Origin of the sequence: Pseudarthrobacter sp. SL88, assembly GCF_026672455.1 — a bacterium.
GTDB lineage: Bacteria > Actinomycetota > Actinomycetes > Actinomycetales > Micrococcaceae > Arthrobacter.
Window position 1 is genome coordinate 627,375 of sequence record NZ_JAPPRD010000001.1, and the last position, 26,708, is coordinate 654,082.

The following is a 26,708-nucleotide window of genomic DNA, read 5'->3' on the forward strand; positions in this document are numbered from 1 at the left end:
ACGAAAAACGTACATAAACAGAACAGGTACCTGACGTGACAACTGCAACGCTTTCCCTGTCCGAGCTGACCGCGGCGGCTACCGAGGCCGCCCGCACGTCGGCAGCGGCCTCCGACGCCGAGCGGGCCGGCTGGCTGAATGCGGTGGCCGACGCCCTGGACGCGAACGCCGCGGAACTGGTGGAGATCGCCGATTCCGAGACCAGCCTGGGCTCCGCCCGGCTGACCGGGGAGGTGGCCCGCACCACCGGCCAGCTGCGCCTGTTCGCGCGCGTCATCACCGAGGGCTCCTACCTCGAGGCAATCATCGACCACTCGGACCCGTCCTCCACCCCGCCGAAGCCCGACCTGCGCCGCATCCTGAAGCCCATCGGCCCCGTGGCCGTATTCTCGGCGTCGAACTTCCCGTTCGCCTTCTCCGTTGCCGGCGGCGACACTGCCTCGGCCCTGGCTGTTGGCTGCTCCGTCATCGTCAAGGCCCACTCCGGGCACGTACGGCTTTCGGAACGGACGGCGGAAATCGTCGCTGACGCACTCCGCGGCGCCGGCGCACCGGAAGGCCTTTTTGCCCTGGTCAGCGGCCGCGAAGCAGGGACAGCACTGGTGCAGGACCCAGCCATCAAGGCCGTCGGCTTTACCGGCTCCATCCCCGGCGGCCGGGCCCTGTTCGACCTCGCCACGTCCCGTCCGGATCCCATTCCCTTCTACGGCGAGCTGGGCAGCCTCAACCCGGTGGTCATCACGGCCGCTGCACTGAAGGAACGCTCCAATGCACTCGCCACAGGGCTGGCGGGCTCCTTCACCCTGGGCGCCGGACAGTTCTGCACCAAGCCGGGCCTGGTGTTCATCCCGGCCGGAACGTCCTTCGCCGCGGACGTGGCCGAGGCCAGCAAGGACAAACCGGCCCACGGCATGCTCACCAGCCGCATCGCCGAGGCCTACCCGGACGGCCTGCGCAGCTTTGCGTCGGTGGACGGCGTGGACGTGGTGGGTGGCACGGTGGACCAGGACGCCGCGGCCAACGGAGCGGCGCCGGTGGTCTTCTCCACCACGGCAGCGAAGGTGCTGGAACGCCCGGAGCAGCTGCTGGAGGAGTGCTTCGGCCCCACCACCATGCTGATCGAGTACACGGACCAGGAGGAACTGTCAGCGGTCCTGGCCAAGGTGCCGGGCAGCCTGACCGCCACACTCCAGGCCCAGCCCGGCGAGGAGATCTCTGCCCTGGTGGAGCAGCTTTCCGGGCTCGCCGGCCGTGTCCTGTTCGAAGGCTGGCCCACGGGTGTAGCCGTGAACTGGGCCCAGCAGCACGGTGGCCCGTACCCGGCCACCACATCCCTCTTCACCTCGGTGGGTGCGACGGCGGTCCGCCGCTTCCAGCGACCCGTCGCCTACCAGGACGCCCCGGAAACAGTGCTCCACCCCGCCCTGCGTGAGGATAACCCGCTGGGCATTCCGCGCCGCGTGAACGGTGAACTGGTGCTTCCGTAGCCAAACAACAAAAACCCCGGGACCGCGGTCCCGGGGTTTTTTGTTTGCCCTTGTTTGCCCTTGTCTGGCTGGATTGCCCGGTCTGCCAGAGGGCGTGCTGCCCTTAGAGCTGCAGCGTCGCGGGCCGGTCCAGCCCGTTCACGGTGGTAGCGGGCCAGCGGGGATCGACAGTCAGGACCTGGAGCCCGTTCTCCGTGAGCTGCACGGTGTCTTCGATCTTGACGCCCGGGCCGGATGGGTTCCACGTGAAGGCCTGGCCGGGAACCACAGTGTCCGTGGCTGCGGCGGTGACCCGGGGATCGCGGCCTGCGTAGCCGGCCGGGCCGCCCTGGTGGTGCTGTTCCCACTGGTCGGCGCCGAAGCCGTGCCGGGTGTAGGCGGCCTGGATCTCGGTGAAGATGCGGTCCAGCCGGGCACCGGGAACCGTCGCGTCGAAAATGTCCGCCTCCACTGCCGCGATGCGGGCCTCTGCGTCGCGCTCTTCGGGGGTGCCAGCGTCGAACCTTACCCAGCGGGTGATGTTGGCAACCAGGCCGTCGCGGCGTGCGCAGATGACCGCCATGGCGCGGCGGCCCAGTGGCGCGTGCGTGGCCAGCGGGTGCCGGAACCCGCTGCGGCCGCTGCCGTTGCACAGCAGCACCAGGGGCTCAGCGCCGGCGGCCACCACCCGGGCGGCCAGCGCCGACGCCAGCTCGAACTCCGTGGTCTCGGGGCGTGCCGGGGACAGCACATCGGTCATGATGGCGGCGACGTCGGCGCTCAGCCGGGCGTAGCGGCCGCTCTCGGCCGGGAGCAGCTGCTGGCGTGCCGCCCGCAGCTCGGTGGCGGCGTCGGCTTCGGCCAGGAGGGACCCGCCGGGAACGCTTCCGACGGCGGCCGCGGCCTGGTGGAGGTTCCCGTACCAGGGCACGCTGTGGAGGGCCACGCCTTCGGGCAGTTCCTCTGCCGCGATGCGTCCGGCTTCGTTGTTGAACGTCACCAGGTGGTCGCCGGAGCGGTCCACCAGCAGCGCGGCGATGGGATCACCGGCGAGGCTGATGTGCACGCGGCTGCCGTCCAGGTACCAGGTCAGGGCTGTGTGGGTGGTGAGGAGCAGGGCGTCCTTGCCCGATGCGTCCAGGATGTCCAGCACCCGCCGGCGCTTCACCGCGCGGTCCCGGACCGAGGCCGGGGCAGTGCGGACAGCCTGCGGCGGTGCAGCTGTTGTCTGGGTCATGAGAGGTCCCCCTGTTGAGTGATCAGTGCTTCGATGTCGGTTGTGCCCAGGATGCCGTCGGCCACCAGGACGGAAATGCTCCGGCGCACGGGGCTGCCGGGTTCTGCGATAACAGGCGAGTCCCAGGCGAGGGACTGGCCCACTCCGGGGTAGCCGTCCACCCGGACGAACCAGGGATCGGTGGAGGATTCCGGGGCAATGAAAACAAGGGTGGCATCGCCGGCCCCGTCCGTTCCCGCACCGAAGGTTCCCGTCCAGGCAAGCCACCTGGACGCCGCGCCGTGGACCCCTGCTTCACCGGTTCCGGCCGGTGACCAGACATTTGCGCCGCCGCATTCCGGGAGCCGCCAGAAGAATCCGCCGTACCCGCCCTCGAAGCGGCCATTGGAACCGGGGCTGCCCAGGCTGACCGGCTGCTCCCCGGCGGGGGAAAGGGCGAAGTCGAGGGTCAGGCGCCAGGCCGAGGCGCTGACTCCCGTCCAGCTCCAGCGGCGCTCCTCTACGAGGACCGGGCCGCCGTCGGGCCCGTTCCAGCTCAGGTGTTCCTCAAGCCGGCCTTCCTGCCCTGCGTCCGTGCCGGTGACGGCGATGCTGCCGTGGTCGGGCCGCCAGACGTACTGCCCGGCTTCCCGGGTGTAAGTGCGTCCGCCCCAGAAATTGACGCCGTCCACATCCTGCAGGGCCACGCCGGCGCCGAGGTGCCACACATGGTCCAACGGCTGGTGGTCCGTCACCACGGTCCCGGCCAGGGTGCGGACGGGGTGCAGGTAGGGGCGCGGCGAGGAGACTGCACGGATGTGGCTGCCGTCCTGGTAGTCGGCCACGGGGTGCCCGTCCACGGTCAGGGTCCGGACGGGCGGAAGCTGCCGCGCCCAGGGAACGCCGAGTTCGGCGAAGGTGGCCTGAGCCTTGGCAGCACGGTCGAAGAGTCCCGCGATGCCGTGCACCACGGGGTGGGCGTCGTCGCCGTCGCCCTCCCATGTGATGTGCGCGGAACCAATCGGCTCCGGCGCAGGTGACGTGCGGATGGCTTCGAGGACCGAGGTGAACGCGCCCGTGTCCGCCACTGAGGACAGGAGCGGGCTTCGGGTGGAACGGGCTTCGAGCAGGTTTTCCAGCAGGTCGGTGCGGCCGTACTTCTCCCGGCGCTCGCCGTCGGGCGTGCTGACCACTACCTCGTCCTCGGTGTAGAAGAAGGTGATCTCGCCGCGGGTGCCGTGGACGGTGACGGACGGGTTTACCTGCGCAGGGGCGCACAGGGTGAGGGTGCACAGCAGCGTGGTGCCGTGGGCGGTCCGGACGCGGATCACCGACGTATCGTCGCTCTCGGTTTCGTGCGCGCGGTAAAGGTCTGTTTCCACGGAGGCGACATCGGCCAGGGTGTGCGCCCCGGCCATGTGCAGGGCGGTGGCTACGGCGTGGGCCAGAGCGTTGGTGGCTACGCCGTCCACCACGTCGATGCCTTCCAGGCTGCGCTTGCCGGCCCACCGGGAGCGCTTGAAGTAGGCCTTGGTCCGCACCCAGCGGCCGCTGGCGCTGAGGCCCAGCACCGTGCCGATGCCGCCGGACTCCACGAGGGTCCTGATGGCCGGGAGGGCATGCGAACCCAGGCTTTGGAAGCCCACCTGAACCAGCCGGCCCGAGGCCTCTGCCGCGGCCAGAACATCGTTGAACTGGGCCAGGGACGCCACGGGAGGCTTCTCCACGTACACATCCAGCCCGGCTGCCAGTGCGGCAGTGGCCAGCGGCGCGTGGGTCTGGATGGGGGTGGCGAGGATGGCGATGTCCGCGGGGGCGTCGGCAGTTGCCTGCGCTGCAAGGAGGCTGTTGAGGTCCGGGAAGACAGCCACCGTTTCCTTGAGCCGGCCGGGCGCCGGCGGGTTGGGATCGGCGACGGCCACGAGCTCCAGTGCCCCTGCCTCTTCCAGCCGGGCGAGGTTGGCAAGGTGGCGTTCACCGAAACCGTGGACGCCCACCAGGGCAATGCGGGGGACTGCGGTGCCGGCAGCGGAACGGTGCTCGGGGCGGCTGCCGGGTTCCGCGGTGGCGGAGTGCGAAATCATCAAGGGGTCCTTGTGGGGTCGGGGTGGTCAGGAGGCGGTGGCGGGTGATGCTGGAAAGGCAAGGGACGCGGCCAGGAAGCCGATGGCTTCATCCTGCATGGCCGCAGTGAAGACGTGCCCGCCGGGCCAGAAACTTCCGGTGTAGCGGCCGCCGGCGTTCAGGGCCTCCAAGATTTGGTGGGCCTGGCGCATGCCGATTTCCGGGAAGAGTTCGTCGGCCAGCGCGTACTGCACCAGGAACCGGGCGGCGGAGCGGCCCGTGAGTTCCGGCCAGTCGCCCAGCTTCCACAGGCCCGGAGTCTGCAAAAGCCAGGAGTGGGCGTCCAGGTAGGCGGGCAGCAGGGATTCGAAGGTGGTCATCATGCAGGTCACCACCGAGGCGCGGATGCGGGGACTCAGGACGGCGAGGGTCAGGGACCGGCCGCCGCCGCCGGAAAAGCCGACGCAGCCCAGGCGGTCCGCATCGACGCCGGGGAGGTGGGCGAGGATGTCCAGGGCCGCAAGGTCGTCGTGGGCCACCATGCCGGCGAGGCTGGTGCCCAGCAGTCCGGCGGTCTTGGCCACGGTGTCCTCATGGAACCCGGCGGCCGCGTTGTAGTGGTCCGATTCGGAAGGTACGACGCCGTCCTCCCGCCATTGTGCCCGCCGCGCCTCAAGCGCGGAAGCGGTGCGCCAGGGCGGGGTTGAGAGGTCGAAGCGGCGGCTGCCCCAGGCGAAGGAGTCATGGGCCAGCACGGCGAAGCCCTGGCGGGCGGTTTCGGAGGCGAGAGCCCGGCCGTCATAGTGGCCTGCACGGGCGGCGGCAGCGGACGGGTGGCTGTCAGGGAGATCCACCAGCCGGTCCGCGCCGCCGAACTTGTTCCCGCCGTGGCAGTGCAGGGCCAGGACGCCGGGCAGGGCCTCCGTACTTCCGGCCGGACGCGCCAGCCAGCCCGTGGTCCGCGGGCCGAAGCCCAACTGCCAGCTGAGCTGGGAGGTGGTGACGTCGTCGTGCGTTACCTCCCAATGCACCGTGACGTCCGGCCGGCCGGACGCACCGGGGACCCCCAGTGCATCCGCAAGGTCCTGGGCGGCGGGGGTGGCGGCCGAGTACCGCGGATGATCGCGGACATAGGCAGGCCAGTCCTCATAGCCGGCGATGGCGCTGGGCCTGGAATCCTTTGTACCGGCTGCCACTGGCATCCCTCCTGTCTGCTGTAATGCCGTTGGGTGAAGACGAACCGGCCGCGGTCTGGCTGACCGCGGCCGGTACCGGGCTTAGCCCAGGTTTGAATTGACCTCGCTGATGACGCCCTTCGCCGCATCCTGCGGTGAAATCTTTCCGAAGAGTACATCGGTGTTGTATCGGTTCAAAACTTCCAGCGTTGAGGAGGAACCAGCCGGGAACGGCTTGGGCGGCTGGACGTTGAGCTCGGCAATGCGGTCCAGGTAGCCGGCTTCCTTTTGCTGCGTTTCCTTCAGCAGGGGGGTGATGCCGGCCTTCAGCTCGGTGTTGGCGGGCATGCCGCGGTCGCTCTTGATCTTGCTGGCGGCGTCCATGTTGTTCACCAGGTAGTTGATGAAGAGCGCAGCTTCCTTGGACTGGGCCGACTTGGCCGAGATGGCGTATTCCATGGAGGACCGCAGCCAGGTCCCCGGCTGCTTGCTCTCGCCGGGGAGCTTCACCATGGTCAGCGGAGCACCCGAGTATGAGGTCATCTGGTTGCTCCAGGAGACTTTCATGGCCTGCTTGCCCTGGCCCATGAGCGTCAGTTCCGGCTGGGCGGAGCCGTCTTCGACGGTCTGCGAAGCGGAAGGCGCGCCGCCGGTATCCATGAGCTCCTTGTTCAACTCGAACCACTTGGCGAGGGTGCCCTCGCTGATGCCCATCTTCTTTCCGTCATCCGTGTACAGCTCTTCGCCGCTCTGGCGCGCCCACACGGCAACGAACGAATCGTTGGACATCGGCGTGGTGCCAAACGTGCCGGCGGGCGAGTTCTTGCTGATTTTGGCGGCAATATCGATGTAGTCGTCCCAGGTCCAGGTCTCGTCGTCCGGGAGGGGCACGCCCGCGGCTTCGAACACCGTGGGGTCCAGGACCATGGACATGGCGTTCACGCCTGCCGTGATGGTGTACTGCTTGCCATCGAGCTGGCCGAGTTCCACGGTGCCGTCGGCAAACTTTGACGTATCGATCTGGTCCTTGACCTTTTCCAGGTCCAGCAGGACTCCGCGGGACGCGTACTCGCTCGGGTAGGAACCGCTCATGGCAAAGACGTCCGGGGTGGTGCCGCCGGCAATCTGGGTGGCCATCTTGTCCCAGTAGGAGCTGAACTCGGTGTTCTCGCCCTGCACCTTGATGGTGGGGTTGGCCGCTTCGAAGTCCTTGATGACTTCAAGGGTGGTCTTCGCGCGGGAATCGTTGCCCCACCAGGCGAAGCGGATGGTCACGGGATCCTCCGCCGTGCCCACCTTTGCGGCCTGTGGACTGCTGCCGCAGCCCGTCAGCGCCAAGGCCAGGACCGCCGTTGCCGCAGCAACCCCCATTACTGACTTCGTCCGACGAAACCTCATTGTCCTGCCCCTCAGGTGGTGTCCTACAGTTGAGTGATGCCCGTTACAGAAAACGCTTTCTCAAAAACTAACAAAGGGCTATACAGGAGTCAAGAAACCGTTTACTTTGGTACGGAGCCGCTTTTCATTCAGCACCACCCGCGGCCGGTCCCAGCCGATTTCCAAGCCGGCGCCGGGACGGCGCGGGGAGCTGACACTCATCGCCCAGGCGATGACCATAACGTGGAGGCCACGATGACCAAAGGAGACCACATGGCCGTAAAGCACATACCCAGGGCACCGCGCCCGGCAGGAATGCCGGCCGCGGCGGGCCTGACGCCCGGAGCGGAGGAGCAGCAGTGAGCGCCATCAGCGAACTGAGCTCCATCAGCCGGCGGAAGGGCAAAGCCACTGCCGAGGAGAAGAAGGCCAACGGCCGCGACAACAAGGCCGCCTACATTTTCCTGTTGCCGTGGTTGGTGGGCCTGGTTGCCATCACCATCGGACCCATGCTGATGTCGCTGTACCTGTCCTTCACGGACTACAACCTGCTGCAGCCGCCGGAATGGACCGGAGCTGACAACTTCATCCGGATGCTCAGCGACGCCCGGCTGCACAACTCGCTGCGGGTGACGTTCACGTACGTGTTCGTCGGTGTCCCGCTGCAGCTGGCAGTGGCGCTCCTGATCGCACTGGTGCTGGACAAGGGTCTGCGCGGGCTGCCGTTCTACCGTTCGGTGTTCTACTTGCCGTCCCTGCTGGGTGGCTCCGTTGCGGTGGCCATCCTCTGGAAGCAGATCTTCGGCACCACCGGCCTGGTGAACCAGGTCCTGGCAATGTTCGGCATCCAGGGTCCGGGCTGGATCTCCGATCCCGGCACGGCGCTCGGCTCGATCATCCTGCTGCACGTCTGGACGTTCGGTGCCCCCATGATCATCTTCCTGGCGGGCCTGCGGCAGATCCCGGTGATGTATTACGAGGCCGCCAAGGTGGACGGTGCTTCCACGCTCCAGCAGTTCTGGCGGATCACCATGCCGATGCTGAGCCCGATCATCTTCTTCAACCTCGTCCTGCAGATCATCGGTTCGTTCCAGTCGTTCACGCAGGCGTTCATCGTCTCGGGCGGCAACGGCGGCCCGTCGGACTCAACGATGTTCTTCACGCTGTACCTGTACCAGAAGGGCTTCGGCCAGTTCGACATGGGCTACGCATCCGCCATGGCGTGGGTGCTGCTGCTCATCATCGGTGTCTTCACCGCCATCAACTTCATCGCTTCTAAGTATTGGGTTTTCTATGACGACTAACCTGCAGACGCTGCCCGCCGCGGACAAGAAGTCCGCAGGATCCGGCAAGCCTACGAACCACCGCAAGCCCCGCGAGTCCCGCGGCACCCTGGCCTTCAGCCGGGCGCAGCGGACCAAGTCACTGATGAAGCACGCCGTCCTCATCCTGGCCGGCGGCCTGATGATCTACCCGCTGCTGTGGATGGTCGTCTCATCCCTGCGGCCCAACGAGCTGATCTTCCGCGAACCCGGCCTGTGGCTGAACAGCCTCGAGATGAGCAACTACACCTCCGGCTGGTCCGCGCTGACCCATCCGTTCGGCCACTACATGCTCAACTCGGCCATCGTGGTGATCGGGTCCATCCTGGGCAACCTGATCTCGTGCTCCATGGCCGCGTACGCCTTTGCCCGGCTGCAGTTCACCGGCAAGAAGCTGTTCTTCGGCATCATGCTGCTGACCATCATGCTCCCGTTCCACGTGGTCATCGTCCCGCAGTACATCCTGTTCTCGCAGATTGGCTGGGTGAACACCTTCTGGCCGCTGCTGGTCCCCAAGCTGCTGGCAACGGACGCGTTCTTCGTGTTCCTGATGGTGCAGTTCATCCGCGGTATCCCCAAGGACCTGGACGAGGCTGCCCGGATCGACGGCGCCGGCCACCCGCGCATCTTCCTGCGGGTCATCCTGCCGCTGATGGTCCCGGCCCTGGCCACCACCACCATCTTCACGTTCATCTGGACCTGGAACGACTTCTTCGGCGCCCTGATCTACCTCACGGACCCGGACATGTTCACCGTCCCCGTCGCGCTGCGCGCCTTCGTGGACTCCCAGTCCGCCACCAGCTGGGGCTCGCTGTTCGCGATGTCCATCGTGTCCCTGCTCCCGGTGTTCCTGGTGTTCCTCTTCGGCCAGCGGTTTCTCATCAAGGGCATCGCCACTACCGGAATCAAGTAACCGCACACGCTTCACGCACTACCTCGGAACGGCCCGCCCCGGTGGCGGGCCGTTCGCCGTTGCCCGCCGCAACCCGCTACTGAATTGCGACAAAAGATCTTGCCCCGACATCTTGTACTACAAGTTAAGCACTTGTAGCATTGCATCTAGAAAGCGTTTTCCCGGAAGTGCTTACCGGGTCCCGAAAATGCCCTTCCGCTCGCATCACAGCACTTACGAGCATCATCCCCAGCACCACAGATCAACGAAGATCGGAGTACCCAGTGCCGCTATTCCCCCGTCCTGCAGCTGCCCGGCAGCCTGCAGAGACCCGTTCCTCCCGCCCGGCCCGGCGCTTCCGCAAGACGGGCGCCGTCGCCGCGGCAGCCGCCGTCGTCATGGCCCTTAGCGCATGCGGCGGGGGATCTGCCCCGCAGAGCGCCGACGGAACGGTCGAGCTCCGGTTCTCCTGGTGGGGCGGCGACAAGCGTGCCCAGCTGACCCAGGAAGCCATCAAGCAGTTCGAAGCAGAGAACCCCAAGATCAAGATCAAGCCGGAGTTCGGCGACTGGAGCGGATACTGGGACAAATTGGCCACCCAGGTTGCCGCCAACGATGCTCCCGACATCATCCAGATGGATGAAAAGTACATCACCGAATACTCCAGCCGCGGCGCGCTGCTGGACCTGTCCAAATACGACATCGACACGTCCAAGCTGGACGAAGCCGCTCTCAATGCCGGCAAGGGCGACGACGGACTGACCGGCATCCCCGCCGGCATTAACGCCGCCACCATCCTGGCCAACCCCAAGGTGTTCGAAGCCGCCGGTGTTCCGCTGCCGGATGACTCCAAATGGACGTGGGAAGACTTCGGCCGCATCGCCGCCGAGGTGACCGAGAAGTCGCCCAAGGGCACGTACGGAGCCGCAGCTTACGGCACCGATGAGGCTTCGCTGGGAGTCTGGCTTCGCCAGAACGGCAAGTCCCTGTACACCTCCGACGGCAAGCTCGGCTTCGAGCCCAGCGACATCAGCGAATGGTGGGCATTCCTGAAAGAGCTCAGCAAGAACAAGGCAGTGCCGTCCGCCTCCGAGGTGGTTGAGGCCGAGGCAGCACCGCTGGACCAGAGCGGCCTGGCCACCGGCAAGAACGGGCTGGCTTTCTGGTGGTCCAACCAGGCACCTGCCCTTGAAAAGGCATCCGGTGCGGATCTGAAGATCCTGCGGTTCCCCTCCAAGACCGGATCCTCGGCCGACGCCGGGCTTTGGTACAAGGCATCCCAGTTCTGGTCCGCCTCTTCGCGGACCAAGCACCCTGAGGAAACCGCCAAGTTCATCAACTTCCTGGCCAACAACGTCAAGGCAGGCGAGACCCTCCTGGCCGACCGTGGCGTATACCCCAACGCGGAAGTCCGTGCTGCGATCGAATCCAAGCTGACGCCGGCCGACGTGAAGGTGGTCAAGTTCATCGACCAGATCAAGGACGAACTCGGTGAGGCTCCGGCCCCGCCGCCGAAGGGTGCAGGCGCCATCCAGGAGATCATCAAGCGGTACACCTCCGAGGTGCTCTTCGAGCGGCTGTCCACTGATGAAGCAGGCAAGAAGGCTGTCGACGAGATGAAGTCGGCCATCAGCAGCTAATCCCGCAGCAACCAGATTTCACGCCGCCAACACGGCTCTGGACAGCCTGGCAGGAAGCCTCCTCCGGCCAGGTGTCCGACGGCGGGTGGCAACTTCGTCCCGGCAGGAACCTCTGGTTCCTCCCGGGACAAAGCTGTTTAAGCCGGGGCTGTTGAGGTCGTCGTCGGCTATCCGAAGGGCCCCTTGACGTGTTGCGCCCTGGCTCGCCCTGGAAATTCAGTCAGTGTGTTCCTGTGTCAGGGAACGCCGGTTTGGATGACGCGGCCGAGGACTTGGATGGATGGTCTTGGGGGTGGCTGGTTGGCGGGTGCCCGCGCGGGGGCTTGTGCTGGCGCCGCGCGTTTTCCCGGGCTGCCGGCGTGGATGAAGGGCGTCCCGGGGAGTGGTGGTGCGGTGGAGTGGTACGTGTGGCCGGTGGGGGTTCGGAGTTTAACGGTGTGGCGCGTGACGTGCCTGAACCGGGGTGGTCCGTCAGGGAAGCATGTGGGATCCGGCAGAGGCGCCGTTACGGGCACTGGGACGGGTGTTGAACTCCAGCCGGGGCTTTCTTTGGTGTGGTTGCAGGCTTCGCAGAGTCCTTGGCCGTTGGAGGCTGTGGTGCCGCCGCCGTGGTGCCAGGGGGTGATGTGGTCGTGGTGGCGGATGGGTGCGTCGCAGTACGGGGTGCGGCAGGTGTCGTCGCGGATCTGGAGGAAGCGTTTGAGTCCTGCCGGGAAGAGCCTGGCCTTGGCGTCCAAGCCGACGAGCTCCCCGCTGCCGGGGGCGGTGTAGAGCCGCCGGACCCAGACCGGTATCCCGGAATCGGGCTGGTCTGCGGTGATCAGTTCGCGGGCCCATTGGGCGGGGACGATGCCGTAGCCGGTAAGTCTGGCGGGTTCGGTGTCGGCCTGGAGGAGGGTGCGGTCGGTCATGACGAGCTGGACCTGAATCCCGCTGATCCCGCCGGGGGTCCCGGTGGCCCGTTCGACGAGGGTGTCGGCCATGATCTGGCCGTTCGACCGTCCGTCCCCGGAGGAGCGGAGGGTGTCGGCTTCTTTGGTGAGGGCGGCGTAGGCGGCGACGCCCTGGGCGACGGGCAGCAGCGCGGTGAGGCGGGCCATGGTGTCCGGCGCCGGGCGAAGGCTGACCGTCCTTCCACCCACGGCTGTGGCGGCCCGCCGGGCCACGGACGCAGGGTCCCGCCGGTACGCGGCGGCCTTGACCGCGGAGATGATGGTCCGGTCCCCGGCACCATCGAAGACGCCGGTATCGGGCGCGAGTTCCGCATCCACCCCCGCCCGATCCTCGGGTGAGAGGCAGATGGTTTCCCTCACGACCAATGTAGTGCGCCACTCACTCAACCGCCCGGACCGGAACGCGGCGAAGGTGTGGGGCATCCCGGTCAGGGTTTTCGCCAGTCCCAGCAGCCGCCCGCCCCGGGCCGGGGATTCCCGACGCGCCAGCGCCACCTGCGCCCCGACCCCGGCACCCTGCTCCCCGGCCGGGACACCGGCAACAGCCCGCTCCCGCCGCTGGACCAGGTCAAAAGCGACAGTGATCTCGGCCTGCCTCGCCGCCGCAACAGCCTTCACATCCTCCAACTGCCGGAGCTGATCGATCATCCCCGCACCATCAACAGCAACCGGCACCACCGCCAACATCCTCAACACATCAGCAACACTCGGGGCACCACCACCCCCGGGACCGGCAAGGGAAGGACCACGGGCAATCGGGGCCTGCGCGGCAGCCGCGCGGGGCCCCGCGGGCGAAGGAGCATGGGCAGCCGCGTTCCCCGTCTCCACTTCCGCCGAGCCAACCGTCTCCATGACCAAAGTCTTCCAGCACCCACCGACATTTCCGACGGCCCCAAAGCCCTATGTGGAAACCTCCCGACGATCTCAAGGCAGGCACGTGCAGCAAGGAAAGTGGCGGCTGATGACGACGGCCAAGTACCTCCGCCACAGCAGAACGGCGGCGCCCAAGAAGGGCGCCGCCGTCGTACGTACGTATCAACCCGAAGGTGCCTAGCCCTCCCTGATCACCGCAATGCTGCCCGCCGGAACGGAGCCGCCAAAGGGCTCGCCGGTCAGCAAATCGGTACCGGTGGCCGAAACGGCGGCGGTGGAGCGGGTGTGGTTGATGGCGAACAGGAAGCCCTGCCCGTCGTCCGAGCGCCGACGGACCAGCTCCACGCCGGCGTCGGCGACGGCCGCGGGGGAGACACCCGATTCGGCGAGCAGCCGGTCCACCAGTGCGTCGACGCCGTTGCGGTCGGGGAAGGTGGCAAGGTACCAGGCGGCACCGCTGCCCACGGATTGGCGGGTCAGGGCTGGTACCCCCTCCAGCGGATACTCCGTGAAGGCCTGAACCGCTTCGGCACCGGCCAGGTGCACGTGCTCGCTCCACACCGAGGAGACGGTGCCGTCATCGAGCTTCAACTGCGATCCGGCCAGCAGCGGGTGGAACTCCTCCACCCGCACGCCCAGCAGGTCCCGGAAAGCTCCGGGGTACCCGCCCAGCCGAATATGGTCCTGCGGGTCCGCGATCCCGCTGAAGTAGCTGACCAGGACCGTGGCGCCGGCGGAGGCCGCCTTGGAGATGTTGGCGGCATCGGCGTCGGACACGGCGTAAAGCGTGCAAACGAGCACCAGGTCGTAGCCCTCGAGCGGCGCCGACGGGTGGACGATGTCCACAGAGACGCCCTTCAGGAACAGGGACCGGTGGAACGCCCGGAGCAGGTCCAGGTACTTCACGTCGACGCTCGGCTTCGAATCGATCTCGCTGGCCCACCACGCCTCATAGTCGAAAACGATGGCCGCCCGGGCCTCCACCCGGGAACCGCGGACCGGTTCGAGCAGCTTCAGCGCCGCGCCGAGGTCCACCACCTCGCGCCATACCCGTGTGTCCCGGCCGCCGTGCGGCACCATGGCGGAGTGGAATTTTTCTGACCCCGCGAAGCTCTGCCGCCACTGGAAGAACATCACGGCGTCCGCACCGCGGCCCACGTGCGCCAGCGAGTTCCGGAGCATTTCGCCGGGCATCTTCGGCTGGTTGCGGGGCTGCCAGTTGACGGCCGACGTCGAGTGTTCCATCAGGATCCACGGGTCGCCGCCCGCAATGCCCCGGATCAGGTCCGCGCTGAACGCGAGTTCAATGTGCCGTTCGGGGTCGGCTGCCACAAGGTAGTGGTCGTTGGCGATGACGTCCAAATCCTTGGCCCAGTTGAAGTAGTCCATGGATTTCGTGGCGCTGGAGGCCATGAGGTTGGTGGTGCAGGGAATGCGCGGGGTCACCTCCCGGAGCACGGCCACGAGTTCGCGGTAGTAGTCCATCAGCGCCCAGGAATTGAAGCGCTGGAAGTCCAGCTGCTGCCCGGGGTTCAGCGTGCTGGGGGCAACTGAGGGCGGCAGGATCTCTTCGAACGACGCGTAGTTCTGGCTCCAGAATGCGGTGCCCCAGGACGCGTTGAGGGCGCCGATGGTGCCGTAGCGCCGTTCCAGCCAGCGGCGGAAGGCGGCTGCGTCCTCTTCGCCGTAGAACTCGGAAATGTGGCAACCCAGCTCGTTGTCCACGTGCCAGAGCGCCAGCGCAGGGTGGTCCTTGTAGCGTTCGGCGAGGACTCGCGTGATGCCCGTGGCGTAGCGCCGGTAGACGGCCGACGACGGTGTGTAGTGCCGCCGTGAGCCCGGTCCCAGCACGGTTCCGTCAGCCGTGACGGGCAGGATTTCCGGATGCTTGCGGACCAGCCACGCCGGGGGAGCGGCGGTTGCTGTGGCGAGGGCGACCTTGACGCCGATGCCTGCGAGGTTGTCCAGCACCTCGTCAAGCCAGCCGAAATCGTACTGGCCCTCAACCGGTTCCAGCAGTGCCCAGGAGAAGATCCCGACGCTCAGGAAGTTCACGCCGGCTTCCTGCATCAGCTCAAGGTCCTCCAGCCGGACGCTCACGGGCCACTGCTCGGGGTTGTAATCGCCGCCGAATCCGAGGCCTTCGACGTTGCTCCAAACACTTGCCGGACCGTTAATTTCCTGCGTTGCCATGGGACTCCTATGTCTGCTGAACCAGTGGAACGGGATGGGAAAACCTGTGGATTGGAAAACGCTTGCCCAATTCCCGGAATGCCGATATTGTATCGTTTCAGAAGCCGTGTAAGCCAGCTCACTACTTACGTTGTAGATGAGATCAGGGATTGCACACATTGAGCAAGGAGGCTCCCGTGATCAACAGAAGGCATTTCCTTACAACCGTAGCCGTCGGCACCGCATCTGCCGGCGTACTGGCGGCCTGCGGAACCGGATCCAGCACCTCAGGACAAACCGGTTCGGCGGACAACCCCGTTACCATCAACTACACCTGGTGGGGCAACGACGACCGTGCCGAGCGCACCCGCAAGGCCATTGCCCTGTTCGAGTCGAAGAACCCGGACATCAAGGTCAACGGCAACTTCACCGACTTCGCCGGCTACTGGCAGAAGCGTGCCACCGAAGCTGCCGGCGGCGGCCTGCCCGACGTCATGCAGTGGGACCTGTCCTACCTGCGCGACTACGGCCAGCGCAACCAGCTGCTGGACCTGGGCACGGTCAAGATCAACACCGATGCCTTCGAAAAGTCCCTGCTGCCTTCCGGCCAGATCAAGGGCAAGACCTACGGCATCCCCACCAGCACCAATGCGTTCGCCGTTTACTACGATCCCGCCAAGCTGGCCTCCCTGGGCATCGCCGAGCCGGACGGAAGCTGGACCTACAAGGAATTCAACACCTTTCTCACCGAGGTGGGCAGCAAGAGCAACGGTGCCCTCTTCGGCGGCACTGACTACACGGGCGTCTGGTGGATGTTCAACGTGTGGCTGCGGCAGAACAACATCGAGGCCTTCACCTCCGAGGGCAAGCTCGGCTTCAGCAAGGACGACCTGAAGAAGTGGTGGAACCTCACCGCTGATCTTCGCGGCACCCCCGCGATCGTCTCCGAGGAACGCGTCACGCAGCTGGCACCGAAGTCGCCGTTCGGCTCCAACGTCACCGCAACCGAGGTCACCTGGGACAACTTCATGGCCGGCTACCTCGGCGACAGCGGCGCAAAGGAACTCAAGCTCGTTCCGGTCCCCTCCGATGACGCGGACAACCTGGGCCTGTTCCTGAAGCCGTCCATGCTGATGGTGGCCAGCGCCAAGACCAAGTTCAAGGACGCTGCTGCCCGCTTTATCGACTTCATGGTCAACGACCCCGAGGTAGGCCAGATCTTCAAGACCTCCCGCGGCGTCCCCGCGTCCAAGACGCAGCGCGACGGCACCACCTTCGAAGGTACGGACAAGGTTGTGGTCGACTACGAAACGTCCATCTCGCAGTACCTCAAGGATGCTCCCGAGCCGCCTATCGTCGGCTTCGGCACGCTGGAGACTTCCTTCAAGCGCATCGCCTCGGACCTGAACTACGGCAAGCTGGACATCAATGGTGCCACTGACGCCTGGTTCAAGGAAGCCGAAGACCTTATCAAGCAGAATGCCTGATACAGGCTTCACAACTGACGGACTGAACTCGTGACTCAAAGCCCAACCCTGAGCAGGCGATCGACGCAATCCGGTCCTGCCCCGCTTCGCAAGTCGAGGCGGGGCGGGGTGGATGCCCGCGCCGGCTACACTTTCCTGCTGCCCTGGCTGCTGGGATTCATTGCCCTCACTGTTGGGCCGATGGTTTCCTCGCTCTACCTGTCCTTCACCAACTACAACCTGTTCGAGCCGCCCAAATGGATCGGGCTGGATAACTACATCACCCTGTTCCAGGACGAACGGTTCCTGCAGTCCGTCGGGGTGACCGTGGGCTACGTTGTCTTCGGCACCCCGCTCAAGCTCGCCGCAGCGCTGGCGGTGGCGATGCTGCTCAACAGCAAGCGCCGCGGCCAGGGCTTCTACCGCTCCGCGTTCTACGCCCCCTCGCTGATCGGCGCCTCGGTATCGATCGCGATCGTGTGGAAGGCGATGTTCGGCGATTCGGGCCCGGTGGACCAGGGCCTGTCCTTCTTCGGGATCAACCTCGGCGGCTGGGTGGGCAACCCCACCATGACCATGCCGATGTTCATCCTGCTCACGGTGTGGCAGTTCGGTGCACCGATGGTCATCTTCCTCGCGGGGCTCAAGCAGATCCCGAACGAACTTTACGAGGCAGCGTCCATGGACGGTGCAGGGCCGGTACGGAAGTTCTTCAACATCACCTGGCCCATGCTCTCCCCGGTGATCTTCTTCAACCTGCTGATGGAAACCATCCACGCGTTCCAGATCTTCGCGTCGGCGTTCATCATCTCCAACGGTGAAGGCGGCCCGGCCGGTTCCACCCTCTTCTACACCCTCTACCTGTACCTGCGCGGCTTCAGCGATTTCCGGATGGGTTACGCCTCGGCGATGGCCTGGCTGCTGGTGATTGTGGTGGGCATCATCACCCTGATCTTCTTCAAAACGTCCAAGTCCTGGGTCCACTACAGCGGTGATTCGAAATGACAACCATGGCAACGCCTACCCAGTCCGCACCGGAGGCCGGAGCCCCGGTATACAACCCGAAATCCGAGTCTGTCGGCGCCAAACGGGCCAAGAGCACCGTCTTCCACCTCGCGGCCCTCGTCCTGACCGGCATCGTGCTGTACCCGGGCCTGTGGATGATCGCTTCGGCGTTCAAGCCGAACTCCGAGATCGGCGGCGGAAACACTTCGCTGTGGTCAGAGAACTTCAGCCTCGATAACTTCGTCACGGCCCTGGACGGCATCGGCGGGGTCTCCACGATGCAGTTCTTCACCAACTCGCTGATCCTGGCCCTCGGCGCGGTGTTGGGCACCATCCTCTCCGCGTCCGTCTCGGCCTACGCGTTCGCCCGGATCAAGTTCCCCGGCCGGAGCCTGTTCTTCGGCATGATGATCGCCACCCTCCTGCTGCCCTTCCACGTGGTGATCATCCCGCAGTACATCATCTTCCAGCAGCTGGGCCTCGTGGATACCTACATTCCGCTGCTGATCGGCAAGTTCCTCGCCGCCGACGCGTTCTTCGTCTTCCTCATGGTCCAGTTCATGCGCGGCCTGCCCGCAGAGCTCGACGAAGCGGCACGGATCGACGGCGCCGGGCACGTACGGATCTTCGGCTCCATCATGCTCCCACTGATGAAACCGGCCCTGATCTCCACCTCGATCTTCTCCTTCATCTGGAGCTGGAACGACTTCCTCGGCCCGCTGCTCTACCTCAACACCCCGGAAAAATACCCGCTGCCCCTCGCGCTGAGGCTCTTCCAGGACCAGACCCAGTCCTCGGACTACGGCGCCATGATCGCCATGTCCGTCCTGGCCCTGCTCCCGGTGCTGATCTTCTTCCTGATCTTCCAGCGCTACATTGTTGAAGGCGTCTCCACCCAGGGCCTCAAGGGCTAACGGGACAAGGGAGCACGACGGAAATGAGCATCATGGACCGCACCACACCCGCATCGAACCACCACGAACCCATTCCGGTAAACCGGTTCGCCCTGTTCTCCGAAACCCTCCTGGCAGGGGTGCTGGTGCTGGTGCTGTCCCTGCCCCTGGTGACGATCCCCGCGGCCTACGCGGCGGGGATCGCCCACCTCGAGCGGCACCTCGACGGCCGGGACGATTCAGTCCGCGGCCTGTGGGGAACCTTCAAGGCTGCCCTGCCCGGCAGCTGGAAACTTGGCGCGCTGACGGCCGGAGCCGCCGTCGTCATTGTGCTGAACCTGCTGCTGGCCTGGGTGGGCCAGCTGCCTGGCCGCGAAGTGGTGCTGCCGGCCACGCTGATCCTGGCCGCCTGCGGCGCCATCCTGCTGCTGCGTACTGCCGCGGCCTGGTCCGATTTTCCGGGTGACCGCACGCACGCGAAGGAGCGTTGGACGTCCGCGCTGGGAACGGGCCGCAGGTTGTCCCTCAAGGACTGGTCCGGCTCGGCCCTGCTCGCAGCCGCACTGTTCGGCGCCGCGGTGTTCGTCTGGATGCTCGTGGCCCTTTTCGTGGTGGTCCCGGGCACCCTGATCCTCGCCTCGGCAGCGGTCAAGATCCGCTCGGCCCGCCACACCTGATCCACCACCGGCTCAACCGCACCACCACACCTTCCGCCCCACAACCGAGTTGAGTCAGACGTGCCTTCCGACCGCCCGAATTCCGAGCAGTCCGTCCATCTTTCCCACGACAGCCAACCGCGGTGGTACCAGCCGCTGACCAGGCACAACTACAGGCTCTTCCTGGGCATGCAGGTAGCGGGCAGCGTAGGTGTCTGGATGCAGCGCCTCGCCCAGGACTGGATGGTGCTGCAGCTGACCGGCAGTCCCGCGGCCGTAGGCGTCGCCGTCGCCCTCCAATTCCTCCCCATGCTGATTGTCGGGCCGCTGTCCGGGCTGGTGGTGGACCTGTTCCCCAAGCGCCGGATCATGATGGTCTGCCAGGCCGTGATCGTGGTCCTCGCACTGGGCCTTGCCGCGTGGGTGGCCAGCGGAACCATCACCGTCTGGGCCGTGTACGCGAGCTGCGTCGCCTTGGGCATTACCTCCGCCATCGACGGCCCCGCCCGACAGGTGTTCGTCAACGAAGTGGTGGGCGACGCCGCCCTGCGTCCGGCCATCGGCCTCAACAACGCGCTCAGCCAGCTCGGTGCCATGGCAGGGCCCGCCCTCAGCGGGGTGCTGATCGCGCAGGCCGGCCCCGCTGCGGCATTCGCCGCGAACGCAGCCATTGGCGTGCTGGTCCTCGGCCTGATCGCCGCCATCCGTACGGCTGAGCTGTTTCCCGGCATTCCTGCTGCCCGGGGCCGCGGACAGCTGCTGGCCGGCTTCGCGTACGTGCGGGAGCGGCCCCGGCTGTTGCTCCTCATCCTGCTGGCGGGCCTGCTGGGTGCCTTCGGCATGAACGGGCCGGTGGTCCTCGCAGCCTTCGCCGAGCGTGTGTGGCACAACGGCGTTGAAGGCTTCGGCCTCTTCAATACCGTCAGTGCCGTGGGTGCGCTTGCCGGTGCCCTGCTCGCGGCCCGGCTCCGGAACATGGGCCGCCGCGGGATTGTGGCCGCGGCTGGACTCTTTGGACTGTCCCAACTGGTTGCGGCCCTCATGCCCACGCTTCCGCTGTTCATCGCCATGCTGGTGGTGGTGGGACTCATGACACTCCTGTTCCTGACGAGCGCAGCCACGGCCGTCCAGCTCGAAGCCGGCCCCGCCATCCGCGGCCGGGTGATGGCTCTCTACCTGCCGCTTTTGCTGGGCGGGCACGCCCTGGGCGGCCTGCTGGCCGGGTGGCTGACCGAACAGTTCGGTGTCCGCGCCGGACTGGTGGTAACGGGTGGACTGGGGATGCTGTCCGCCGCTGCCATCGGCTTCCTGCTGTGGCGGCACGGCAGGGCTGCGAAGGCCCGGGAGGCCGGGTTGACGGAGTCCTGAGCAGTCCTTGACGCGTGCGCGGGATCACACCTACGCTGTGGGAAACCGGTTTCTATCGGCTACCAGCATCCCGACGCCAAAGGACAAACGATGATGTTTCGCGCCCGAAAGCCCCTGCTGCCCAAAGCGGCCGCCGCCGCGGCCGTCCTCGCCCTGACGCTGACAGGCTGCGGAGGATCGCCGCAGGCTTCGGACGGCCCGGTGACCCTGCGCTTCAGCTGGTGGGGCTCGGACACCCGGCACAAGATGACCGAAAAGCTGATCGAGGCGTTCGAGGCCGAGAACCCCAATATCAAGGTCCAGGGGGAGTACGGCGACTGGAGCGGCTACTGGGACAAACTGGCCACCCAGGTGGCGTCGCAGGATGCCCCGGACATCATCCAGATGGACGCCGCATACCTTGGCGAGTATGCCGGGCGCGGCGCGCTTCTGGAGCTCAAGGACGTTGACCTTTCCAAGTTTGACCAGCCCGTGGCCGATTCCGGCAAGGTGGAGGGCAAGCAGTACGCCGTGACCAGCGGCGTCAACGCCATGGTGGTGATGGCGAACCCGGCACTGGTATCGGCCAGCGGCGTAGCCCTTCCCGATGACAAGACCTGGACCTGGGACGAGCTGGACAACACGGCTGCCGCGATCACCCAGGCCAGTGGCGGGAAGGTGTACGGCACCGGCCAGGTCAACTCCGACGCTGCCGCCAACCTGTGGTTCCGGCAGCACGGGAAGTCACTCTTCACCAGCGACGGCAAGCTCGGCTTCGATGAGTCGGACCTGGCCGAATGGTACGAATACCAGGCCACGATGCGGGACTCCAAGGCCGTCCCGCCGGCATCGGTCATCACCGAAGACGCTACCGCCTCGATCGACCAGCAGGGACTGTCCACCGGCAAGTTCGCCATGAACATGTATTGGTCCAACCAGCTGGGTGCCCTGAGCAAGGCCTCCGGGCAGGACCTGGAAATCCGCCGGCCGCCGAGCGTGGACGGCAAGGCAGCCGATGCGCAGCAGTTCTATAAGTCATCCATGTTCTGGTCTGCCAGCTCACGCACCAAGCACCCCGCCGAGGCCCAGAAGTTCATCGACTTCGTGACCAACAACGCCAAGGCCGGCGAAATCGGGCTGGCAGACCGCGGCATCCCCGCAAACTCCGATATCCGTGCGGCAGTGGTTTCCAAGCTGACTCCGGCCGATGCCAAGACCGCGAAGTTCATCGATGAGATCTCCAGCGAACTGGGCGGCGCCGTACCGGTTCCGCCAGCCGGAGGCAGTGCCGCGGTGGAAGCCCTTACCCGCTACTCCCTGGAAGTCCACTTCAACAGGCTGTCCCCGCAGGACGCCGCGAAGAAGGCCTTGGAAGAAGCCAAGAGCGCGCTGCTCTAACGGTGGTTGAGCCCCGCAAACACCCGGGTGTTTGCGGGGCTCATCCACGGGATACCGGCTAGGCCTGCGGTTCGAAGCTCCAGGTGCCGGTGTGCACGCGGAAGTCGCGCGTCGTGCCGGTGTTCGCGCCGTCCGGGAGGGAACGCACGACGGCGGCATCCGGCGTCGGTCCCTTAATTCCGTAGGTGCCGGCGGGCAGACGGACCACCGCCGTGACACCGGCGGGGACGGTGCATTCCAGCTCCACCAGGCCGTCCCTGCGGCGCCAGCTGGCCTCCGCGTAGCCGCTGGCCACCGGGACGCTGCCGCGGGCGTGCTCCAGCCGGCACCATGGCGGCTCGATGAGCAGTTCGCCGCCACCGGGGGACTGGAAGCGGATGCCCAGAAGGTGCTCGAGGATCTCCTTGACCACCGAGGCGGACCAGGCGTGGGACTGGCTGTAGTCGGTACCGGGCTCCAGGTCCCAGGCCTCCCAGGTGAACGTGGCGCCCCGTTCCAGGAGCTGCGCCCAGCCGGGCTGGTCGCGCGACGTCAGGAGGTCCAGGACCGAGTCTGTCCTGCCCTGTGCCAGCAGCGCCCGGACCAGGCGGTGGACCGTCAGTGGCCCCTGCTGCATCCCCAGGTCCGCTATCCTCCGGGCGTCGGCCTCTGCACACCCGGCGTCCGTGATGCCAAGGGACAGCGGGAACGACGCCGCGTGCTGGGAGGCATGGGCACTGGGGGAGCCGTCGCCGTGGAGCCCGTCCACCATCACGCCATCCACCCGCAGCCGGGCACGGATGGCGGCCGCCAGCGTGCGGGCGGCCTCGGCATAGCGGACGGCGGTTTCGTGCTCGCCCGCGAAGCCGCAGAGCCGGGCGGTGGACAACAGAGCGGAGTAGGCCTGGACGTTGACGGTGGTCTTGGCGGTGCACTCCATGTCGTAACCGAAACGCCCCGGTGCCGGCCAGTCCACGATGCCGTGCAGGTAGGGGCCGGAGCCGCCGCCCAGCCTGGTGACCAGTCCCGCCGTCGGGCCTTCCGCCGGAATGTACCGCAGCGCGTAATCGGCCGTATCGCACAGGTGCGGCAGCAGCTCCCGGACCAGCGCGAGGTCGCCGGTGCGGTGATGGTATTCCTCGGCCCACTCGGGCAGCATCAGGGAGAAATCGGGGATGTCGCGTTTGCCGTCACCGTTGGGGTAGACCGCGTTGTAGCGGCCCTTGTCCTCGCCTTCGGCCCAGTACCTGCCCGCCGACCAGCCGAACTCCCGCAGCGCCTGCGCCGTGTAGGCGTGCTCGCCAAAAAGCGACATGGTGGCGTAGGAGATGTTCACGGCGTCCGCCAGGAACTGGCCCTTTTCCCGGGTTGGGGTGTCCACGAACTGCTCCTGCACGCCGTACAGCGCCGAGTGACGCAACAGGCCGAACACGGCGTCCAGCGTGGGGTCCGAGCTGCTGAAGCTGCCTTCGCCGGGGTGTTTGCCGTGAACCACGACGGCGCCGAGCCGGGACACGTCCGCGGCGTCCACCCCGGGAAGCTCCAGGTAGCGGAAGCCAAGGTGCACGGTGGCCCGGTACTGCTGCGGCCCGGCGGCCTGGGTGTACGGGAAGGACATGTCGGTGTTCTGGGTGGGCGTCTTGCCGGTATCCACGCGGCCGTCGTCCCGAAGCGTGTAACCGGCACGGATCATCACCGTTCGGCCGGCCACGCCGTCGAGGAAATCCACGTCGGGCCGGCCGGGAAGCACCTGGCCGAAGTCCGCCACCAGCGTGCCGTCATCAGCCGTCAGGAACGCGCGGGGCGCAACGAATTCCTCCGACATGGACGTCCGCCGCGGATGCAGCGCGGGGATTTCGGGGGTGGGGTGGCTCCCGCAGCCGACGGCGGGCGGCAGGTCCTGCAGGGCAGTGGCGGCCAGCGCGGCGGCGGCCTGCCCGTCCAGGTGTTCAACGGGGTCGCCTTCGTCGTTCCGGTACCCGGACTGGCGGTACGGGCCTTCAGCGGCGCGCCAGCCCGGCCCCGAACCGAACACGTCGCGGCGGCCGTCCACATAGTCCACGCTCAGCCGGACCAGGAGGCCGGGAAGGCCCGCGGCCCGTCCCTGCCCCGGGCCGTACCAGTGCAGCAGGGCCGCCAGCGGAACGTCCGCTCTCTCCTGCCCGTCAGCGCCGTCTGCGCCGTCCGGTCCGGACGGCTGGGCCGCCAGCAACTCCGTCACGTCCGCGGCATCGTAGTAGCCCTCACCGGGGTAGCCGAAGGATGTGGTGGCGAGGCAGGGGGTGCCGGCGAGGGACAGCTGGGCAAGGTGCTGGGCAGCAGCGTAGAGCCGCGCCCGCCGCACGGTGCCGCTGAGCCGGACCGAGGTGCGGAACAGGGTCCATTCGTCCGGCTGGCGGTGCGCGGTGGTGCGGGCCCAGTGCGCCAGGGCAGCGCGTGCGTGGTCTTCGCCGGCATCGAACCGGTGGTCCAACAGGACGGTTCCGGTGCCTGCGCTGGTGCCAGCCTCGGAAACCCGGAGGCACGCGTACTCGGCCTGGCTGCGCGGGCCCTGGTGGAGGGCAAGCCTGCCTGAGGTGCCGGCGGGGAGCGGCTCCTCGAACGCCAGCAGTTCTTCGCCCCCGAGGGAGGCGCGGATGGTCTGCCCGTCATCGGTGACGGTCAGGTCCTGCCACGTCCCCGGAACCAGGTCCTTGCCCGGGAGGCGTTCCTGCCGGACGGTGTGGGTGCGGTCTGCGCTGGCCCTGGCCAGGACGGGGGTGTCCGGGGCCGCAGCGGCGGGAATGTCCCACTGCGGCACCTGCCGCAGCAGCAGTTCGCCGGCCGTGTTGAGCTCGAGCAGCAGCCCGGTTCCCGGACCGGTGCTGCGGATGATCAGGCCGGTCCAGCCCATCACGGGCCGCACCCGCGCCTCCAGCCGGAAGCCGCGGACCGGCGGGCACGGAAGGGGCAGCCCGGGGGACCCCGTGACCCGGAGGGCGTTGTCCAGGATCTCCAGCGGGGCGCGGCCGCCCGGGGCGCGCCTGATCCAGTCGGCCTCCCAGGCGGAGTCCGAAAGCCCGGTGCCGAAGGTGCGCCAGCCGGACCACGCGCCCGGGGCGCCGGCTGCGTCGCGAAGGCGCACCCGCCAGCCATAGTCCGTGTCGTCGTCGAGCACGGGCCCGCCATAGGTACCGCGCTGCGAAGCTGAGGGTACGTCGCCGGAGCTCCACACCTGGCGGCCGCCGGCGTCCTGCACGGAGAGTTCGTACGCCGTCTGGCTGGCCCGGGAGGGATCGGCGCGGTCCGGCTGGTCCAGCTGCCAGCTGAAGGTGGGCCGCCCGGAGGCCGTAAGGCATTCGGCCAGGCCGTCGGTCAGGAGGCCGGTGGCGAGCAGAGCCCCGGCGGCTTCCCGTGCTGTGTCCGCTGACGTGGGGGTCGTGCCGCCTGACGGAGACATTAGGCGGACGGAACCGGGAAGGAAACCGGTGCGGACGTGGCCCAGGGGAGCCCCAGCTCGCTGAACGTTGCATGCTCGCGGCCGGCTCGCTCCAGCGCGTCCTCGATGCTGGCCACCACGGCGTGGGCGGATTCGCCTTCGCCCTGCCACTGCACATAGGCGGGATCGATCGGCGCGGGCAGCGGCGCAGTCCGGACTGCCTCCAGCACCAGCATGAACGCCCCGCTGTCCGGCAGGGAACTCAGCAACGGGGTTCCTGCGTTGCGGTGCTCGAGCAGGTTCTCGGTGAGGTCGTCCCGGCCGTAGGTTTGCTCGGTCTTGCCGGAGGCCGTTTCCACCACCAGCCGGTCCTCGGTGTAATGGAAGGCCGCACTGCCGGCGGAGCCGTGCAGGGTCACGTACGGTTCAACGGATTCGGTGGCGCAGATGGTCAGGGCGCAGGTGATGGGCAGGCCGGCCGTGGTGCGGATGCGGATCACCGAGGTGTCGTCCGATTCGATGTCATTGGCCCGGTACAGCTCGGTTTCCACGGACGCGACATCCGCAACGGTGCGGGCGCCGGCGATCCGCAGCGCAGTTGCCACAGCGTGCGCGAGGGGGTTGGTGGCCACGCCGTCCACCACGTCCACGCCGTTGATGCTGCGCTTGCCTGCCCAGCGGGACCGCTTGTAGTAGGCCCTGTCCCGGACCCAGCGGCCGGTTGCGGAGATCCCTTCAAGGGTTCCGATGGTGCCGGCGGCCAGGAGTTCCGCGATTGCCGCCAGCGCATGCGAGCCGAGGCTCTGGAAACCGATCTGGACGCCGTGCCCGGAAGCTGCTGCGGCGTCGCACAGCCGGTTGAAGTCCGCCAAAGAGGCCACGGGCGGCTTTTCCAGGTAAAGCTCGGCATCCGTGGCCAGGGCAGCCAGCGCCAGCGGGGCATGCGTCTGGATGGGGGTTGCCACAATGACGACGTCCAGGTTGGCCGTTGCGGCCAGCAGGTCGTCCAGGCCCCGGTGCACAGCGGCCGACGGCGGCGCGGAGCCGGGTGCCGGAGGCTGCGGGTCCGCGACGGCCGCCAGTTCGACGGCGCCGGCTGCCTGCAGCCGCTCAAGGTTCCGGAGATGGTGGGTGCCGAAGCCGTGCACGCCTACCAGCGCGATCCGGGCTGCCGGGCCGGCGCCCTGCGGCCCGTTCCGGAGTCCTGCCGGTTCGGCCGCTTCACCGGTAGAAGCGTTACCGGCGGAAACGTCGGGAAGGTGGGTGCCAGCGGACGTTCCCATGGTTCTCCATTCTGCCCTCGAGGGCACACTTACAGGCGCGCGGGCTCGGTGCAGCAAGCGCTTTCCAACCATTAGTGTGCGCCACCCGGAGCTGCAGAGTCCAGTTATGTAAC

18 protein-coding genes are annotated in these 26,708 nt (G+C 67.1%); 10 read left to right on the forward strand and 8 right to left on the reverse strand.

All coding sequences use genetic code 11. From position 1 onward, the window contains the following. The first annotated feature begins 35 nt into the window (after positions 1–35). Positions 36–1,487, forward strand: a complete 1,452-nt coding sequence (locus OVA06_RS02820; RefSeq protein WP_268156148.1) for an aldehyde dehydrogenase (NADP(+)) — start codon at positions 36–38, stop codon at positions 1,485–1,487. Positions 1,488–1,590: 103 nt separating this feature from the next. Here OVA06_RS02820 and OVA06_RS02825 read toward each other — a convergent pair whose 3' ends face one another. The 4 genes from OVA06_RS02825 to OVA06_RS02840 form a co-directional block, all read right to left on the reverse strand. Further along, entirely contained in the window at positions 1,591–2,703 is a 1,113-nt protein-coding gene (locus tag OVA06_RS02825) for a M24 family metallopeptidase (protein WP_268156149.1), read from the reverse strand. Beyond that, a complete protein-coding gene (locus tag OVA06_RS02830) occupies positions 2,700–4,766 on the reverse strand; it encodes a DUF6807 family protein (RefSeq protein ID WP_268156150.1) in 2,067 nt (688 codons plus the stop codon). Before OVA06_RS02830 ends, OVA06_RS02825 begins: the two co-directional genes overlap by 4 nt. A 27-nt stretch (positions 4,767–4,793) precedes the next feature. Then, entirely contained in the window at positions 4,794–5,942 is a 1,149-nt protein-coding gene (locus tag OVA06_RS02835; RefSeq protein WP_268156152.1) for an acetylesterase, read from the reverse strand. A gap of 81 nt (positions 5,943–6,023) precedes the next feature. Further along, the gene (locus OVA06_RS02840; RefSeq protein ID WP_268156154.1) at positions 6,024–7,292 is read right to left on the reverse strand and encodes an ABC transporter substrate-binding protein; all 1,269 of its coding nucleotides are present in this window, start codon (positions 7,290–7,292) and stop codon (positions 6,024–6,026) included. A 365-nt stretch (positions 7,293–7,657) separates the two neighbouring features. Between OVA06_RS02840 and OVA06_RS02845 the strand changes: the two genes are divergently transcribed. The 3 genes from OVA06_RS02845 to OVA06_RS02855 all read left to right on the forward strand — a co-directional run bounded on the left by OVA06_RS02845 (position 7,658) and on the right by OVA06_RS02855 (position 11,152). Next, positions 7,658–8,602 carry a carbohydrate ABC transporter permease gene (locus tag OVA06_RS02845; RefSeq protein ID WP_268156156.1) on the forward strand — a complete coding sequence of 315 codons (945 nt, stop codon included), beginning with the start codon at positions 7,658–7,660 and terminating at the stop codon, positions 8,600–8,602. Next, positions 8,592–9,533 carry a carbohydrate ABC transporter permease gene (locus tag OVA06_RS02850; RefSeq protein WP_268156158.1) on the forward strand — a complete coding sequence of 314 codons (942 nt, stop codon included), beginning with the start codon at positions 8,592–8,594 and terminating at the stop codon, positions 9,531–9,533. Before OVA06_RS02845 ends, OVA06_RS02850 begins: the two co-directional genes overlap by 11 nt. A gap of 263 nt (positions 9,534–9,796) precedes the next feature. After that, positions 9,797–11,152 (forward strand): ABC transporter substrate-binding protein, encoded by a 1,356-nt coding sequence (locus OVA06_RS02855; RefSeq protein WP_268156160.1) that lies wholly within the window; start codon positions 9,797–9,799, stop codon positions 11,150–11,152. Positions 11,153–11,388: 236 nt separating this feature from the next. Here the strand turns inward: OVA06_RS02855 and OVA06_RS02860 are convergent, their stop codons facing one another. After that, positions 11,389–12,753 (reverse strand): HNH endonuclease, encoded by a 1,365-nt coding sequence (locus OVA06_RS02860; protein ID WP_442793513.1) that lies wholly within the window; start codon positions 12,751–12,753, stop codon positions 11,389–11,391. Between the two features lie 402 nt (positions 12,754–13,155). After that, positions 13,156–15,171: a beta-galactosidase gene (locus OVA06_RS02865; protein WP_268156162.1), complete on the reverse strand. Its 2,016-nt coding sequence runs from the start codon at positions 15,169–15,171 to the stop codon at positions 13,156–13,158. A gap of 176 nt (positions 15,172–15,347) precedes the next feature. Here OVA06_RS02865 and OVA06_RS02870 point away from each other — a divergent pair, with 176 nt between their 5' ends. The 6 genes from OVA06_RS02870 to OVA06_RS02895 all read left to right on the forward strand — a co-directional run bounded on the left by OVA06_RS02870 (position 15,348) and on the right by OVA06_RS02895 (position 21,915). Continuing rightward, on the forward strand, positions 15,348–16,637 hold the full coding sequence (locus OVA06_RS02870; protein ID WP_056076336.1) for an ABC transporter substrate-binding protein: 1,290 nt from the start codon (positions 15,348–15,350) through the stop codon (positions 16,635–16,637). 30 nt (positions 16,638–16,667) lie between these two features. Next, a complete protein-coding gene (locus OVA06_RS02875; protein WP_268156165.1) occupies positions 16,668–17,621 on the forward strand; it encodes a carbohydrate ABC transporter permease in 954 nt (317 codons plus the stop codon). Continuing rightward, positions 17,618–18,535, forward strand: coding sequence for a carbohydrate ABC transporter permease (locus OVA06_RS02880; protein ID WP_268156167.1), 918 nt, complete (start codon positions 17,618–17,620; stop codon positions 18,533–18,535). The genes OVA06_RS02875 and OVA06_RS02880 overlap by 4 nt, the downstream gene beginning before the upstream one ends. A 23-nt stretch (positions 18,536–18,558) precedes the next feature. Continuing rightward, positions 18,559–19,191, forward strand: a complete 633-nt coding sequence (locus tag OVA06_RS02885; protein WP_268156169.1) for a Poxvirus protein I5 — start codon at positions 18,559–18,561, stop codon at positions 19,189–19,191. A 60-nt stretch (positions 19,192–19,251) separates the two neighbouring features. Continuing rightward, on the forward strand, positions 19,252–20,538 hold the full coding sequence (locus tag OVA06_RS02890) for an MFS transporter (protein WP_261620988.1): 1,287 nt from the start codon (positions 19,252–19,254) through the stop codon (positions 20,536–20,538). A gap of 90 nt (positions 20,539–20,628) precedes the next feature. Beyond that, positions 20,629–21,915: an ABC transporter substrate-binding protein gene (locus OVA06_RS02895; RefSeq protein ID WP_056076320.1), complete on the forward strand. Its 1,287-nt coding sequence runs from the start codon at positions 20,629–20,631 to the stop codon at positions 21,913–21,915. Between the two features lie 58 nt (positions 21,916–21,973). On the opposite strand, the gene OVA06_RS02900 is transcribed toward OVA06_RS02895, so the two are convergent. Both OVA06_RS02900 and OVA06_RS02905 read right to left on the reverse strand, forming a co-directional pair. Beyond that, complete coding sequence (locus OVA06_RS02900; protein ID WP_268156172.1) at positions 21,974–25,333, reverse strand: family 78 glycoside hydrolase catalytic domain; 3,360 nt, start codon at positions 25,331–25,333, stop codon at positions 21,974–21,976. Then, the gene (locus OVA06_RS02905) at positions 25,333–26,595 is read right to left on the reverse strand and encodes a Gfo/Idh/MocA family protein (protein ID WP_268156174.1); all 1,263 of its coding nucleotides are present in this window, start codon (positions 26,593–26,595) and stop codon (positions 25,333–25,335) included. The genes OVA06_RS02900 and OVA06_RS02905 overlap by 1 nt, the downstream gene beginning before the upstream one ends. Positions 26,596–26,708 lie beyond the last annotated feature (113 nt).